This is a genomic window from Saccharopolyspora tripterygii, assembly GCF_054778355.1.
In genome coordinates this window covers 254,797-268,428 of record NZ_BAAGZP010000036.1, presented here as the reverse complement: position 1 = coordinate 268,428, position 13,632 = coordinate 254,797, and the positions used below count along the sequence as shown (strand labels likewise).

The following is a 13,632-nucleotide window of genomic DNA, read 5'->3' as shown; positions in this document are numbered from 1 at the left end:
TGCGCGATCTGTTCTGGGGCAGTTCAATTTCTCCTGTCGGTTCGAACGGGAACCGGACGCGCCGGGCACGCCTGACCAGGCCCGACGGGTGCAGCTACAGGAGGTGGCGGCAGTTGACCGGACCGTATCTGCTGCCGGCGCACCTGGATTCCGCACAGCCCCACTACCGGACGAGCTTCTCCGTCGAGGTCGACGGCCGCCGGGTCACCGCGCGCGCAGGGCAGACGGTCGCCGCGGTGCTGATGTCGTTGGGCCTGACCTCGTGGCGCGAGTCCGGTGGCCGCGGGCGCAGGCGCGGCTTGTTCTGCGGCATCGGCGTGTGCGCCGAGTGCGTGCTGGTGATCAACGGAACGCCGAACGTGCGCGCATGCCTGCGGACCGTCGAACCCGGTGATGTGATCAGCACTCGCGGTCCCGGGGAGTCGCCATGAGCGTGGTGGTCGTGGGTGCCGGTCCCGCAGGCATGGCAGCCGCGCAGCACGCCGCCCGCGCGGGTGCCGACGTGCTGCTCGTCGACTCCTCGAACGACCTCGGCGGCCGGTACCACCCGGCGCCGCCGGTGCAGTTCGGCGTCACCAAGCCGCAGCGGAGCGGACCGGGGCAGCAGGATGTCGAGGCCCTGGCCGACGAGATCCGAGCCGATCCGCGGATCCGGCGCTGCGCGGGCAGCGTGCGGTCGATCGACGGGCACACCGTCCACGTGCGCAGCAGGGGCGGCGACGCGGAGGAGTCGTTCCGCGCCGAGGCGCTGGTGCTGGCCACCGGTGCGCACGACCGGGTGCTGCCGTTCCCCGGCTGGGAACTGCCGGGCGTGTTCACCGCGGGTGGTGCCCACGCGCTGGCCCGAGGTCAGCGGGTCGCGGTCGGCAGCCGGGTGCTGGTCGCGGGCACCGGCCCGTTCCTGCTGCCGGTCGCAGAATCATTGCTGGACGTCGGTGCCGAGGTGGTCGCCGTGCTCGACGCGGGGAGCACGACCTCCTGGCTGCGACGCGCGCCGACCCTGGCCGGGCAGTGGGACAAGCTGGCGGGGTTCGCGGGCTACCTGCGCAGGCTCGTCGGGAGCACCCGCTTCCGCACCCGGGCCGGCGTGGTGGAAGCGATCGGCGAGGGGCGGGTTCGGGAGGCCGTGGTCGCCAAGCTCGACGCTCGGTGGCGGCCGATTCCGGGCACGCACCGGCGGATTCCGGTGGACGCGATCTGCGTGGCCCACGGCTTCGAGCCGCGCTTGGAGCTGGCCAGAGCCGCGGGCTGCGAGATCGTCGACGGGTTCGTGCGGGTGGACGACGAGCAGCGCAGTTCGACGCCGTGGGTGTTCGCGGCGGGGGAGACCACCGGCATCGCGGGGGCCAGGGCCGCGGCCGCCGAAGGTGCCGTCGCCGGGCTCGCGGCCGCGGTGCAGGTGCGGGCCACGACGTGGCGAGCGGTCGAGAAACCCGCGCGGCGCGCGAAACTCATGGTCCGCTGTGGACAGAGGTTCGGGCGGGCGATGGCGTCGGCGACCCGCATCGGCGAGGGCTGGAACGAGTGGCTCACCCCGCAGACGGTCGTCTGCCGCTGCGAGGACGTTCCCTACCAGGCCCTGCGGGACAACGCTCCCGTCCAGCGCGATGCGAGTGCGCTGAACCGGTCCTGTCGCGTCGGGCTCGGGTCCTGCCAGGGGCGCATGTGCGGCCGCAGCGCCAACGAGCTCGCCGAGAACCTCCTCCGACCTCCTGCGAACGAGCCTCCTTTCGCCTGATTGATGCCATCATGTGCCGCATGACCGAAATCCGGACGGTGCACACGGCAGATCTCGACGAGGTGAGCCTGGCCGCGGCGCGCAGGCTGCTGTGGGACGTCTTCCCCGAGGACGACGCCATGACCGAGGCGGACTGGGAGCACTGCCTCGGCGGGATGCACGTGCTCGCCTGGGACGGCGAGGAGCTGGTCGGGCACGCTGCGCTGGTGCTGCGGCGTCTGATGGTCGGCGAGCGCGCCCTGCGCACCGGGTACGTGGAAGGGGTCGCGGTGCACCGCGAGCGCCAGCGCCGGGGCATCGGTGCAGCGCTCATGGCCGAGGTGGAGCGGATGATCCGTGCCGCCTACGACTTGGGGGCTCTCGGCGCCAGCGAGGACGGGGTGCCCTTCTACGAGTCGCGGGGCTGGAAGCCCTGGCCCGCCCCGACCAGGCAGTTGACCCCTGAGGGGATCCAGCCGACCCCCGAGGAGGACGGCTGGATCTACTACTACCCGGCCGCGGTGTCCCTGGACACGACCGCACCGATCACCTGCGATCTGCGCCCCGGCGAGTCCTGGTAGCCGCCGATCGCTCGCGCCGCGATCAGGTCCGCGGATAGCGGTGGTAACCCGGGAAGTTCCCGTAGAGCTGCTCTCCCGGAGGGCCCTGGGTGACCGCGTGCACCAGGTGCTGACCGCCGACGAACGCGCCCTTCCACGAGTCGCCCCGGCCGCCGAACGCCTCGTCCCGGTCACCGCGCGAACGCGGCTTGTTGATGCCGACCTTGAACGCCTGAACGCTCTCCGAGAGCTCGGCGGCGAACTCCTCGTCGTCGCAGGCGATGGTGGCCACCAGGGCGCCGTTGGACGCGTTCATCTGCGCGAGCAGTTCGGCCTCGGTGTCGACCACGACGATGGTGTCCACCGGTCCGAAGGGTTCCTCGTGCATCAGCCGACTGGCGCCCGGCGGCGCCAGCAGCGTCACCGGTGCCGCGTAGGCCGAAACGTCCTGGCCTTCCAGGAAGTGGCCGTGCGATCGGTCGCCGTGGTGCAGCGGAACCGCGCCGTGGCGCAGGGCCTCGGCGACCCGCCCTTCCAGCTCGGTGGCCTTGGCCGCGGAGATCAGCGGTCCGAAGTCCAGCGCGGGCGGCTCGTCGTCCTCGCTGGCCAGCGGGTGGCCGAAGCGGACCGATTGGACGACCGGGAGGTAGGTGGCGAGGAACTTGTCCACGAGCTTGCGCTGCACCACGAAACGCGGATAGGCCGTGCAGCGCTGCTTGGCGTACTCGAATCCCTTGCGCAGGTGCGCGCTCAGCCCGTCCCAGTCCGAAAACTCCCACAGGCCCCAGGTGTTGAGCCCCTCCTGCTCCAGCATGTGCCGCTTGCCGGTGTCCACCAGCTGCGCGGCGATCTTGCCTCCGTTGGAACGACCACCGACGAATGCGAGCGCGCCGACCTCCGGTGAGCGCACCAGCGGGTCCGACAGCGCCGAACCGTCCCCGGACAGCAGGGTGGCAGGCAGCCCGGCGCGGTTCATCAGGGCGTGCGCGACGGTCAGCGTCACCGCTCCGCCCTGGGTGGGCGTCTTGGCGATCACGGCGTTGCCCGCGAGCAGCTGCACCAGCTCGGCGTGCACCAGGACGCTCATGGGGTAGTTCCAGCTGGCGATGTTGCTGACCGGGCCGGGCAGCGGCTGCCGCTTGTGCGGAGCGCCCTCCACGTCCTGGTTGAGCATCTGCTTGGTGTGGTCGGCGTACCAGCGAGCGCCGTCGAGGCAACGGTCGACGTCCGCGCAGGCGAGCTTCCAGGGCTTGCCGATCTCCCAGGCGAGCAGCAGCGCGAGGTCGTCGCGAACCTTGGCCATGGCGTCCACCGCGCTGATCACCGCTTCGCGGCGCTGCTCGTAGCCGGTCTGCGCCCAGGACCGGTGGGCTCTGGCGGCGGCGTGCACGGCTTCTTGCGCGGTGGCGGCGTCGACCTTGGGCAGCTGGGAGAACACGGTGCCGTCCACCGGTGTGGCCTGCGGGACCTGCTCGCCGATGGAGGCCCAGCGGCGGTCGATGAGATTGCGGGGGACCCCGTCGTCGAAGGCTTCCGGTGCCGCGGCGGTGGCCCGGGACAGCACGGCCGAAGCGGTGCGGTGTTGCGGAACCCGGAGTGTCATACGCCCTCCTCGAAACAGTGGGACGGGGTGCCGGGAGGCATAGAACTATGCCATTTCGAGGGGTTCCACGCCTGCTGCAATCGTGCGAATTCGAACAAAACGTACGTGCGTCTTGCGAACCCGTTCCGGCGAACTCGGGGTCGGCCGCAGTGGGAAAACCGGCGAATTCCAGTCGCGCGAGTGTCCCGATGGCGGATTCCGCAGCGGTGTTCGGGGTGCAGGAAAGCGCGGTTACTGGCGGGTACTCGCCAATTTCTCCGAAATGGGGCGCCGACTTCTTTGAATGAAAGTGCTTTTCGCGCTCCGAACGGAGGAAAACATGCTTCACGCAAGGTACCTCATCGGTGCGGTGGCCGTGTGCGCGGTCACCACTGGCACGGCCGTCACCCCGGCCTTCGCAGCGGATTCCGGGTCCGCCGCTGAGAACTACGTCGCCTTAGGCGATTCCTACGCCTCGGGAACCGGAACCCGCGACTACTTCGAGGACAGCGGCAGCTGTCTGCGCAGCCCCAAGGCCTATCCACAGCTGTGGGCGGACTCCCACGGAGCGGCCAACTTCGACTTCGCCGCCTGCTCCGGCGCGGTCACCGACGACGTCAACTCCGGCCAGCTCGACGGTCTGAGCGCCGACACCACGCTGGTCACGATTTCCATCGGTGGCAATGACATCGGATTCGTCGACGTCATCACCCGGTGCCTCACGGGAACCGACGAGGGCTGCGACAGCGCCGTCGACGAGGCCGCCGAAAAGGCCCGGAACGAACTCCCGGACAAGCTCGACACGACCTACGCCAACATCCGCTCCGCGGCGCCCAACGCGAAGGTCGTGGTGGTCGGTTACCCGCGGATCAACGAGATGGGCGACTGCGGGATCCCGTTCTACTCCGAGCACAAGCGTCAGCGGATCAACGAGGGCGCCGACGAGCTCGCCTCGGTGACCTCCGAACGGGCTTCGGCCGCCGGGTTCTCCTTCGCCGACCCCAGGAGCGCCTTCGAGGGGCACGGGGTGTGCTCCTCCGACGAGTGGATCAACGGCCCCAGCGACCCCATCCAGGAGTCTTTCCACCCCGACGTCGACGGGCACGCCAACGCGTACCTGCCGACCTTGAACTCCGTCACGGGCTGACGAGTCCGGGACGGATGAGGCGTGTCGCGCGGAGAACCTCCCGTCGTTCCGCGCGGCACGCCTTCCTCGCCGGCGCGGTGCGCCCGTCGGCGGGAGAATTCCGCGTCAGAGCGTCGGGACGAGACCACCGTCGCAGCGAACCGCGGTCCCGGTGATGTACGAAGCGTGCGCGCTGCACAGGAACGCCGCCGTGGCACCGAATTCCGCGGGCTCGCCGTAGCGCTTGGCGGGGATCGCCGCCTCGCCGCGGGCGCGGGCCTCCTCGATCGGCAGCCCCTCCCGCTCGGCCGTGGCGCGGTCCAGCGACGCCAGCCGATCGGTGGCGATGCGGCCCGGCAGCAGCAGGTTGGCGGTGACGCCCTCGTCGGCCACGTCGATCGACAGGCTCTTCAGGTAGGCCGCCAGCGCGCTGCGCCCGATGTTGGACAGCGCCAGGTTCGGGATCGGTGCTTCCACACCGCTGGAGGCGATCGCCAGCAGTCGGCCCCACCGGCGCTCGCGCATTCCCGGCAGCACTCCGCCCACCAGCTTCTGGTGCACCAGGAGCAGGTTCTGCACGGCCTCGGCGGTGTCCTCCGGGCTGACCTCGGACGCGCTGGCCGGACGCGGTCCGGGGCCGTTGAGCACCAGGATGTCGATCTGCCCCAGAGCGTCGTGCGCGGCGGCCAGCAACCTCTCGGCACCGCCCTGCGCGGTCAGGTCGACCTCCACGCCGGTGGCGCCGGGCAGCTCGGCGGCGATCGCCTCGGCGCGATCACCTCGGCGGCCGGAGATCACCACGGTGACGCCTTCGGCGGCGAGCGCCCGCGCGGTCGCTTCGCCCAGACCACCGGTCGAGGCGCACACCAGCGCGGTGCGGCCGGCGATTCCTAGATCCATCAGCTCTCCATGTTCTCCACGGCCGCCACGTGCCGGTCCAGTTGCTTGTCGAGAGTTTCGGGCATGCTCGCCGCCGGTGCCCGCACGCCGGAGTCGGTGATGAGTCCCCGGCGGCGCAGCGCCTCCTTGCGGATCGCCAGTCCGATGCGGGCCTGCGCCTCGAAGTTCACCAGCGGCAGGTAGCGCAGGTACGCCTCCAGCGCGGCCTGGTAGCCGCCTTCCCACCACGCGTCGACGCACGCCTTGAGGCCTTCGGGGAACGAGAAACCCGTCATCGCACCGGCGGCGCCCGCTGCCAATTCGTCCAGCAGCCCGACGCCGCCGAGGCCCCCGAAGACCGGGGTTCCGGAGCGCGAGGTCAGCGTCGCGATCGCCGGTGGGGTGGGTGGTGCTTCGGCCTTGACCGCGACCACCGATTCGACCTGCTCGACCGCTGTGGCGAGGTCGGTCGCGCTGATCGACACGCCGCTGACCAGCGGGTAGTCCTGCACCACGAGCCCGGCGCCGGTTGCCGCGTGGATCGCGTCGAGCTGGTGCGCCAGGGCATCCGGGTTCGAGGTGTTGACCTGCACCATCGCGCCCGCGAGCCGGTCGCCGACCACCTCGGCGGCGAGTTCGACCTCCTCGATCACCGGCGCCTGCGCGGTGCTGGAGGCGCCCACGACCACGGGCAGGTCTACCGAGTCCACCACGACTTCGAGCGCCGCCCGCTTCTCGGCGGTGGACAGCCGCGCCGCTTCGCCGAACACGCCCAGGACGGTCAGCCCGGTGACGCCGATCCGCCGGTAGTGCCCGACGAGGTTCGACAGCGAGCCGAGATCGAGATCTCCCGTGGACTCCGTGAACGGGGTGGCGAGCACGCCCCAGACGCCGGGAGCGAGCGGAACCGCGGCCATCTGCACCCTTTCACCCAGCGGCTGGATCGGCGATCTTATGCACGCCGAATCCGATCACGTCAAGGTCCTCGCGAGCCCGCCGGCAGCGGTGGTCCGGGACGTGCGGCCCGAATCCTCACGTTCGTTCAGACCCGCCGCCGCGCGGCGCCAGAATGTGCCCCACAAGGTCGCGGCGATCGGCTATTGTGAACAGCGATGCTGGTGGGGTTCACCTGCCGAGCATTCACCAGGACTTGTGCGGTGCGCACCGCACGCAGCAGGCCGAGCCGGTCCCAGGCGCCATCCAGGACCGAGCCCGGCTCCCGGGTGGCCAAAAGGGAGGGGCGGCGGAGCGCCGCCCCGGTCATCCGCGTGGAAGAGCCCGCTGGCCAAGCAGCCAGCGGGTTTTTTCGTGCCCACGTCGTGCCTGGTCAGCGATGTGGAGACGTCGGCTGATGACGAGGAAGCGCGCTTCAGCAGCCTTCGGTGATGTAGCCCTGCTCGCAGCCGTACTGCTGCTGCATCTCGCCGGAGGTCGGCTCCTTGCCGCACGCGGTTCCGCACTGGAGGTAACCGGGCAGTTGCTCGTACTCGTCCTCGCTGTAGGGGTAGCCGGTGCGGTCCTGGAACTGCTCGTAGGTCGAGTCGCTGTCCGATCCGGTGGATCCGCCACCGCCGCCTGGTGTCCCGTCGGACTCCTCGGACCGTCCGCCCGACCCGCCGGACGAGCCGCCGCCGGTTGCCGGAGCCTCGTCGAGCAGACCGCACTGCGCCTTGGTCTTGTCGTCCATGTCCGCAGGGTTCAGCCCGCAGTTGTCCTTCGGCGCGGCCGGTGCTCCGGCACCCGGCGGGAGCAGCGGGGGGACGGTAGACCGAGTGGGGGCCGGAGTCGGGGGAGGAGCGGTCGGCGCAGGCGAAATGCCCCAGGTGCAGGCTGACCCGGCGAACATCACGGCGGCGAAACCGAGCGCCGCCACCACCTCGTGGACTCGCATGACAAGAACGTCCTCATCGATTCGTGCTCGTGCCAGGACGTACCAGCCAGTCTGCGGCAGCGAGCTCGGCGAGGGCAGGGACCATGTGCCCTGCTATTGCCCCTGGGACGCCTCAGCTCGACCACGACGGGTTCCCTGCTGCGGGGAGGTTGTCCGGGCGGTGAGGGTGAAATCTTGCCAGTCGGTTGATCTTGATCTCGGCTCGCGTCCTATCATTGCCTGGCGTTGTCATTGCAGCTCGTTGTTGCCGCGCGGTCCGGGAGGCGGGGAGGGTAGTGCGCGGGGTCGACTACTACGAACTCCTCGGCGTGGGGAGCGATGCGACATCGGTCGAGATCAAATCGGCTTACCGCACCCTCGCTCGCAGCATGCACCCCGATGTCGGCGGCAGCGACGGGTCGTTCCGGCTCCTGCGGGAGGCCTACGAGACGCTCAACGATCCGGTCCGCCGCGCCTCCTACGACAGCTCGCGGCGTCGACCGGTGGAAACCGATGCCGCCGCGACGAGGCGGCGGCGCCCGGGATCGACCAAGCGGGCCGGCCGCGACTTCGGCGAGGACCCCGACTACGTACCGCGCATGCCCAGGTTGAGGCTCGACGACCTCACCTGGTGGGACAGCGTCGACCCGACGGCGCGGGTGCAGTACCTGCCGGTGCTGGGACCGGACCGGAGACCGACGATGGCGCTGGTGGGAGCGTGGTCGTTGCTGCTGCTGGCCGGCGCAGCAGTGGAGCTCAACGCGCTGTTGATGGCGACGTGGCTGGGGCTGCTGATCAGCTCCGGCGTCGTGATCGTGGTGCTGCTGCGGCGGCACATCGGCGCTCACCGGGAGCACCGGATGTTCACCGCCGAGTTCGGCAAACAGCGCATCTTCGGGCTGCCCGACATCCAGCACGAGCGGGCTCAGCTGCTCACCGCCGAGATGTGCGCGAAGTACCTCATCCGGCTGCCCGGTGTCCGGGTGTTCCACGGCCTCGCCCAGCCGGACTCGATGTTCGAGGACGTCCACCACGCGGTCCTGTGCGGTCGGCGGCTCGTGCTCGTGGAGTCCAAGAGCTGGCTTCCCGGCCACTACACGACCGATGAGAACGGCTCGCTGTGGCGCAACGGGCATCCCTTCCGCGGCGGTGTGACGCGGTTGAACGAGGGCGTTGCCGGCTTCGAAGCCCTGCTGCCCGAGGTCGAGGTGCGCGGAGCCGTGCTGATCTACCCCAGCCGGGCCGGTGAGGTGACCACCGTCGAGCAGCGCGACGAGCAGGTCGTCCCGATGACTCCCGCGCAGTTCGTCAGGGACATCGGGGAGTGGCTGGCGCAGGACTCCGTCACCGTGGACCGCGACGTGTTCACCGCCGTGCTCGACCAGCTCGTGGACTGACACCCGGTCTCCTCGCTCGCGACCGATGAGTTTCCGGTGCGCGTCGAGTCGATACCTCCGATCGAACCTCGATGGCGCGACGGAAGGGGTGCAGACGACATGACCACCACTGCGAATGGCAGGGCGGTTCGGCCGAGGCGGGGCGTCAACATCGGGCTCTGGGTGCTCCAGGTGCTGCTGGCGGCGTTCTTCGTGTTCGCCTCCCTGCCGAAGCTGCTCGGTGATCCGACCGCCGTGCAGATGTTCGACCTGATCGGTTTCGGCCAGTGGTTCCGGTACTTCACCGGAAGTGTCGAACTGCTCGGCGCGATCGGGCTGCTGATCCCGAGGTTGTGCGGGCTGGCGGCGTTCGGGCTGGCGCTGGTGATGGTCGGCGCGACGCTGGCCCAGGTCTTCCCGCTCGGAGCCCCTGCGGTGGCCCTGTCACCGCTCGTGCTGTGCCTCGTGTTCCTGGCCCTCGCCTGGGCTCGGCGCGGGAGCATCCCGGTCCTTGCCCGATCCTGACGATTCAGACCTCTGCGAAGTGGAGCGACCGCCATGTCCATGAAGACCTTCGTGAACCTGCCCGTCAAAGACCTGCGGCGCTCGGTGGACTTCTTCACCGCGCTCGGGTTCACCTTCGACGCGGAGTTCACCGACGAGAACGCCACCTGCATGGTGATCAGCGAGGAGTCCTTCGTGATGCTGCTGACCGAGCCGTTCTTCCAGTCCTTCATCCCCAAGGACCTGGCCGACGCGACCAAGGCCACCGAGGTCATCACCGCTCTGACTGCCGAGTCCCGCGAGCACGTGGACGACATCGTGGAGAAGGCCCGGGCAGCGGGAGCCTCGCGCATCGGCGAGGTCATGGAGGAAGGCCCCATGTACAGCCGGAGCTTCGACGACCCGGACGGGCACATCTGGGAAATCATCCACATGGCACTCGGCTGAGGGCTGCGATCGGGCGTGCGCGGCGAGATCATGGTGCGGGCTCGAACGGCCTGCGAACGGTCATCCTCGACGAAGGAGCACGAGCGTGACGAACCCGCACCAGAACGTCAGCTTCGCCAGCAACGGGCGGACGGCCCACGGCTACCTGGCGACCCCGGATCGACCGGGACCCGGCGTAGTGGTGATCCAGGAGTGGTGGGGCCTGACCGACCACGTGGCCGACGTCGCGAACCGCTTCGCAGCCGAGGGCTTCGTGACCCTCGCGCCCGATCTCTACGGCGGGCGCACCACGCACGACGCGCAGGAGGCCTCCCGCATGATGCAGGAGCTGCCGGTCGACCAGGCCGCCCGCGACCTGGCGGGCGCGGTCGACCACCTGCTCGACCACGAGCTGGTCACCGGGTCGGCCGTCGGAGCGGTCGGCTTCTGCATGGGTGGCAAGTTCGCGCTGGTGCTGGCCGCGCAGCAGGGTGACCGCATCGGCGCCGTCATCCCGTTCTACGGGATTCCGCCGGTGGAGACGGACTTCTCGGCGATGACGGCGCCGATGCTCGGCCACTTCGGCGAGTACGACCGAGGCGTCACGGTGGACGCCGTCGGCGAGGTGGCGGACAAGATCAAGAAGGAGACCGAGGTCCACCCCCAGATCCACGTGTACGGGGCGGGCCACGCGTTCTTCAACGACCAGAACCCCGCGTCCTACCACGAGGAATCGGCACGCGTCGCCTGGCCGCGCACCCTGGACTTCCTGCGCCGCCACCTGGGCTGAGCTTTCCCACTGTGCAGTTGTCAAGCAGCAATGGTGCTTTCACGACGTGCGGGGCTGCCGGCGACCCGGAGGGGGCGCCGGTGGTTCACCGGGGCGACGATCCGGGCTCAGGTGGTGGGTGCGCGGATCGAGATCGCGCCGAGGGCCGTCGGTGGTCGCACCCGGTATCCGGGTGCACCGCACGACGAGCCTCGACCTGTGATCGACGCCCGCCGCTGGACCGGCTCGGTGCCGAGAACAACCGCGTGGGCAACTTCTTTCGTCTTCTGGTTCAGCAGTGTCGAACTCATGTGCTAAGTGTGCCGTCGGCCGTTCGTAAAAGCGAGCTTGTGGCGATCGCTGGATAGGGTGATCTGAAGGGGCCTCGGCCGAACGGCTTGGCGCGGAGAGCGTTTCAGCGCGCCGCGTCGACGGTGCCCGGAGTCGAACGCAATCAGCGTGCGCGGCAACCGTTCTCGCCGGAGTGCAACCGCGGCCGGCGCCGGTTCAGCGCAGCACCGCCAGGCAGTCCACGGCGACGACGCCGCGTTCGTCGACCAGGAGCGGGTTGACGTCCAGTTCCTCCAGTTCGTCCGCGAGGTCGTGGGCGAGCCAGGACAGCCGCGCCACCGCGTCGGCGGCCGCGTCGAGGTCGCGCGGGGCTTCGCCGCGGACCCCGGTGAAGATCGCGCTGCCGCGCAGGGACAGCAGCAGTCGCTTGGCGGAAGCGGTGTCCAGCGGGACGACACCCGCGCGGCTGTCGGCGAGCACCTCCACGAGGACGCCGCCGAGGCCGACCACCACGACGGGTCCGAACGCGGGATCCCGCTTGATGCCGACGATCAGCTCGGTGCCGGTGGACATCCGCTGCACCAGCAGCCTGGCGTCGGGTTCGAGGCCCAGCAGCTCTTCGGCCGCCGACCGGATCTCGGCGTCGGTGCGGAGTCCCAGCCGCACGCCGCCGACGTCGGACTTGTGCCCGATGGTGCCTGAGAGGACCTTCACCGCGACCGGTGCGCCCAGCTCGCGGGCGGCGGTGACCGCACTGCGCGGGTCCTTCGCCGGGAAGGCGCCCGCGCACGGGATGCCGTAGGCGGCGATGAGCCTGCTGGACTCGTGCTCGTCGAGGTGCCTGCGTCCGCGGTCGCGGGCTTCGCACAGGATCGCGCGCACGACCTTGCGGTCGATGTCCGGCGGTGGCTGCGGACTCGGCGGGGCGTGTCGCAGGCTGTAGCCGGCCAGTGCTCCCAGCGCCGCGGCCGCTCGTCCGGGATCGGTGAAGCAGGGGATTCCCAGCTCCCGCAACCGTTCCCGGGGGCGCCCGCTGCCTCCTGTCCACACGACCACCAGTGGTCGGTCGGTCGAGCGGTAGGCGTGCTCGATGGCGCCGATGAGCTCGTCGGCGGCGTGGTCGGCGTTGCCGAGCAACACCGCGATCAGGTCGGATCCCGGGTGGTCGACCGCGATCCGCAAAGCCCGCTGCAGCATCCCGGGGTCGCTGATGAGGTTCGCGGTCAGGTCGACGGGGTTGCGCGGCGACCCGAACGCCGGGATCACCTCGGCCATCCGCTGCTGCCACTCGGGTTCCCATGCGGCGACCTCCACGCCGTGACGGCTGGCCGCGTCGGCCATCAGCACCCCTGCGCCACCGGACAGGGACAACGTGGTCAGCCGCCTGCCCCGGGCGCGGCGACCAGCGGCGAAGATCATCGCGGCGTCGAGCAGCTGATCCATGCCGTCCGCTCGCACCACGCCGAACTGCCGCACGACACCGTCGAACACCGCGTCCTCTCCCGCCAGCGACGCGGTGTGCGATGCCGCCGCTCGGGCGCCGGCGTCCGAGCGCCCCACCTTCACGGCGAGGATCGGCTTGTCCAGCTCGTGGGCCCGCCGGGCGACGGCCAGCAGCTCCGGCCCGTCGTGCACCCCCTCCAGGTAGGCCATCAGCGCGTGGACCTCGTCGAGCTCGACGAGCCCGGCCAGCAGCTCGGCCACCGACAGGTCGGCCTCGTTGCCGGTGTTGAGGAAGTGCGAGATGCCGATCCCGGCGTGCTGGGCGGCGGAGAAGATGAAGGTGCCGAACGCGCCGCTCTGGCTGACGAACGCCAGCGGGCCTTCGTGCGGCTCGAAGTCGCCGTCCATCGCCGAGGTGAAGGTGGGCATCGCCTTGTCCCGCAGGCTGAACATGCCCAGGCAGTTCGGTCCGAGCAGGCGGATTCCGGTCTCGGCCGCGACGTCGACCAGCTGCTGCTGGAGCGCCGCCCCGGCCTCGTCGAGCTCGGCGAAGCCCGCCGCGCCCACGATCGCCGCCGGAACGCCCCGTTGGGCGCAGTCCCGGACGGCGCCGACGACCTGGTCGGCGGGAAGCATGATCATCGCGAGGTCGATCTCGCCGTCGACGTCGGCCAGCCGGGGATGGGCGGGAAGTCCCTGCACCTGCTCGCGCGCCGGGTTGATCGGCAGCAGTCTGCCGGTGTAGCCGAAGCGCTTCATCAGCGCGATCGCGCGGCCGGAGAGCTTCCGCGGATCGTTCGAGGCTCCCAGGATCGCGATCGACCTCGGGTGCAGCATGCGGTGGATCGCCTGGTTCGGGGCGGTGTTGCCTTCCATCGCGCTCCATCCCACCGCGCGCGTTGGTGCGCCGGTGTTTTCGATGCGTGGGCGACCGCAGCGCCGCGGTCGCGGGTTTCGAGGCTAGGTGAGCTTCGCTCCCGGGCCAAGACTCGAATCTCCAGTCGTCCACAGTGGAGCATGTGGTGCAGTCCACTCGTGGAATCGCTAACTCAAGTGCTTCGCGAAACGAAGTACTAGGTGAGCAAGAGG

General features: G+C 70.2%; 14 protein-coding genes. 8 read left to right on the top strand and 6 right to left on the bottom strand.

What is annotated here, in order from left to right:
- The first annotated feature begins 113 nt into the window (after window positions 1-113).
- Genes ACYVF3_RS26305 through ACYVF3_RS26295 form a run of 3 tightly spaced genes read left to right on the top strand, consistent with a single transcriptional unit; the run spans window position 114 to window position 2,298 of the window.
- The gene (locus tag ACYVF3_RS26305; protein WP_461156926.1) at window positions 114-431 is read left to right on the top strand and encodes a (2Fe-2S)-binding protein; all 318 of its coding nucleotides are present in this window, start codon (window positions 114-116) and stop codon (window positions 429-431) included.
- A complete protein-coding gene (locus tag ACYVF3_RS26300; RefSeq protein ID WP_461156925.1) occupies window positions 428-1,738 on the top strand; it encodes an FAD-dependent oxidoreductase in 1,311 nt (436 codons plus the stop codon). Before ACYVF3_RS26305 ends, ACYVF3_RS26300 begins: the two co-directional genes overlap by 4 nt.
- Window positions 1,739-1,758: 20 nt before the next feature.
- Window positions 1,759-2,298, top strand: coding sequence for a GNAT family N-acetyltransferase (locus ACYVF3_RS26295; RefSeq protein ID WP_461156924.1), 540 nt, complete (start codon window positions 1,759-1,761; stop codon window positions 2,296-2,298).
- A gap of 22 nt (window positions 2,299-2,320) precedes the next feature.
- Here the strand turns inward: ACYVF3_RS26295 and ACYVF3_RS26290 are convergent, their stop codons facing one another.
- On the bottom strand, window positions 2,321-3,880 hold the full coding sequence (locus ACYVF3_RS26290) for an aldehyde dehydrogenase family protein (protein ID WP_461156923.1): 1,560 nt from the start codon (window positions 3,878-3,880) through the stop codon (window positions 2,321-2,323).
- Window positions 3,881-4,199: 319 nt separating this feature from the next.
- Between ACYVF3_RS26290 and ACYVF3_RS26285 the strand changes: the two genes are divergently transcribed.
- On the top strand, window positions 4,200-5,006 hold the full coding sequence (locus tag ACYVF3_RS26285) for an SGNH/GDSL hydrolase family protein (RefSeq protein ID WP_461156922.1): 807 nt from the start codon (window positions 4,200-4,202) through the stop codon (window positions 5,004-5,006).
- A 105-nt stretch (window positions 5,007-5,111) separates the two neighbouring features.
- On the opposite strand, the gene ACYVF3_RS26280 is transcribed toward ACYVF3_RS26285, so the two are convergent.
- The 3 genes from ACYVF3_RS26280 to ACYVF3_RS26270 form a co-directional block, all read right to left on the bottom strand.
- Window positions 5,112-5,885 (bottom strand): SDR family oxidoreductase, encoded by a 774-nt coding sequence (locus tag ACYVF3_RS26280; protein ID WP_461156921.1) that lies wholly within the window; start codon window positions 5,883-5,885, stop codon window positions 5,112-5,114.
- On the bottom strand, window positions 5,885-6,781 hold the full coding sequence (locus ACYVF3_RS26275) for a dihydrodipicolinate synthase family protein (protein WP_461156920.1): 897 nt from the start codon (window positions 6,779-6,781) through the stop codon (window positions 5,885-5,887). The genes ACYVF3_RS26280 and ACYVF3_RS26275 overlap by 1 nt, the downstream gene beginning before the upstream one ends.
- Before the next feature lie 452 nt (window positions 6,782-7,233).
- Complete coding sequence (locus ACYVF3_RS26270; protein ID WP_461156919.1) at window positions 7,234-7,551, bottom strand: hypothetical protein; 318 nt, start codon at window positions 7,549-7,551, stop codon at window positions 7,234-7,236.
- Window positions 7,552-8,030: 479 nt separating this feature from the next.
- On the opposite strand from ACYVF3_RS26270, the gene ACYVF3_RS26265 reads away from it, so the two are divergent.
- The 4 genes from ACYVF3_RS26265 (at window position 8,031) to ACYVF3_RS26250 (ending at window position 10,830) form a co-directional block, all read left to right on the top strand.
- The gene (locus ACYVF3_RS26265) at window positions 8,031-9,131 is read left to right on the top strand and encodes a J domain-containing protein (RefSeq protein ID WP_461156918.1); all 1,101 of its coding nucleotides are present in this window, start codon (window positions 8,031-8,033) and stop codon (window positions 9,129-9,131) included.
- A gap of 99 nt (window positions 9,132-9,230) precedes the next feature.
- Window positions 9,231-9,635: a DoxX family protein gene (locus tag ACYVF3_RS26260; protein ID WP_461156917.1), complete on the top strand. Its 405-nt coding sequence runs from the start codon at window positions 9,231-9,233 to the stop codon at window positions 9,633-9,635.
- A gap of 33 nt (window positions 9,636-9,668) precedes the next feature.
- Window positions 9,669-10,061 carry a VOC family protein gene (locus ACYVF3_RS26255; RefSeq protein ID WP_461156916.1) on the top strand — a complete coding sequence of 131 codons (393 nt, stop codon included), beginning with the start codon at window positions 9,669-9,671 and terminating at the stop codon, window positions 10,059-10,061.
- A gap of 85 nt (window positions 10,062-10,146) precedes the next feature.
- Complete coding sequence (locus ACYVF3_RS26250) at window positions 10,147-10,830, top strand: dienelactone hydrolase family protein (protein WP_461156915.1); 684 nt, start codon at window positions 10,147-10,149, stop codon at window positions 10,828-10,830.
- 107 nt (window positions 10,831-10,937) lie between these two features.
- On the opposite strand, the gene ACYVF3_RS26245 is transcribed toward ACYVF3_RS26250, so the two are convergent.
- Window positions 10,938-11,120 carry a hypothetical protein gene (locus tag ACYVF3_RS26245; RefSeq protein WP_461156914.1) on the bottom strand — a complete coding sequence of 61 codons (183 nt, stop codon included), beginning with the start codon at window positions 11,118-11,120 and terminating at the stop codon, window positions 10,938-10,940.
- 196 nt (window positions 11,121-11,316) lie between these two features.
- On the bottom strand, window positions 11,317-13,419 hold the full coding sequence (locus tag ACYVF3_RS26240; protein ID WP_461156913.1) for an acetate--CoA ligase family protein: 2,103 nt from the start codon (window positions 13,417-13,419) through the stop codon (window positions 11,317-11,319).
- Window positions 13,420-13,632: the final 213 nt, after the last annotated feature.

Excerpts from the sequence above, each read along its gene's own strand:
- ACYVF3_RS26280 (WP_461156921.1), bottom strand. The coding sequence starts at position 5,885 with ATGGATCTAGGAATCGCCGGCCGCACCGCGCTGGTGTGCGCCTCGACC.
- ACYVF3_RS26240 (WP_461156913.1), bottom strand. The coding sequence starts at position 13,419 with ATGGAAGGCAACACCGCCCCGAACCAGGCGATCCACCGCATGCTGCAC.
- ACYVF3_RS26255 (WP_461156916.1), top strand. The coding sequence starts at position 9,669 with ATGTCCATGAAGACCTTCGTGAACCTGCCCGTCAAAGACCTGCGGCGC.
- ACYVF3_RS26260 (WP_461156917.1), top strand. The coding sequence starts at position 9,231 with ATGACCACCACTGCGAATGGCAGGGCGGTTCGGCCGAGGCGGGGCGTC.
- ACYVF3_RS26290 (WP_461156923.1), bottom strand. The coding sequence starts at position 3,880 with ATGACACTCCGGGTTCCGCAACACCGCACCGCTTCGGCCGTGCTGTCC.
- ACYVF3_RS26295 (WP_461156924.1), top strand. The coding sequence starts at position 1,759 with ATGACCGAAATCCGGACGGTGCACACGGCAGATCTCGACGAGGTGAGC.
- ACYVF3_RS26275 (WP_461156920.1), bottom strand. The coding sequence starts at position 6,781 with ATGGCCGCGGTTCCGCTCGCTCCCGGCGTCTGGGGCGTGCTCGCCACC.
- ACYVF3_RS26300 (WP_461156925.1), top strand. The coding sequence starts at position 428 with ATGAGCGTGGTGGTCGTGGGTGCCGGTCCCGCAGGCATGGCAGCCGCG.
- ACYVF3_RS26245 (WP_461156914.1), bottom strand. The coding sequence starts at position 11,120 with ATGAGTTCGACACTGCTGAACCAGAAGACGAAAGAAGTTGCCCACGCG.
- ACYVF3_RS26285 (WP_461156922.1), top strand. The coding sequence starts at position 4,200 with ATGCTTCACGCAAGGTACCTCATCGGTGCGGTGGCCGTGTGCGCGGTC.
- ACYVF3_RS26270 (WP_461156919.1), bottom strand. The coding sequence starts at position 7,551 with ATGGACGACAAGACCAAGGCGCAGTGCGGTCTGCTCGACGAGGCTCCG.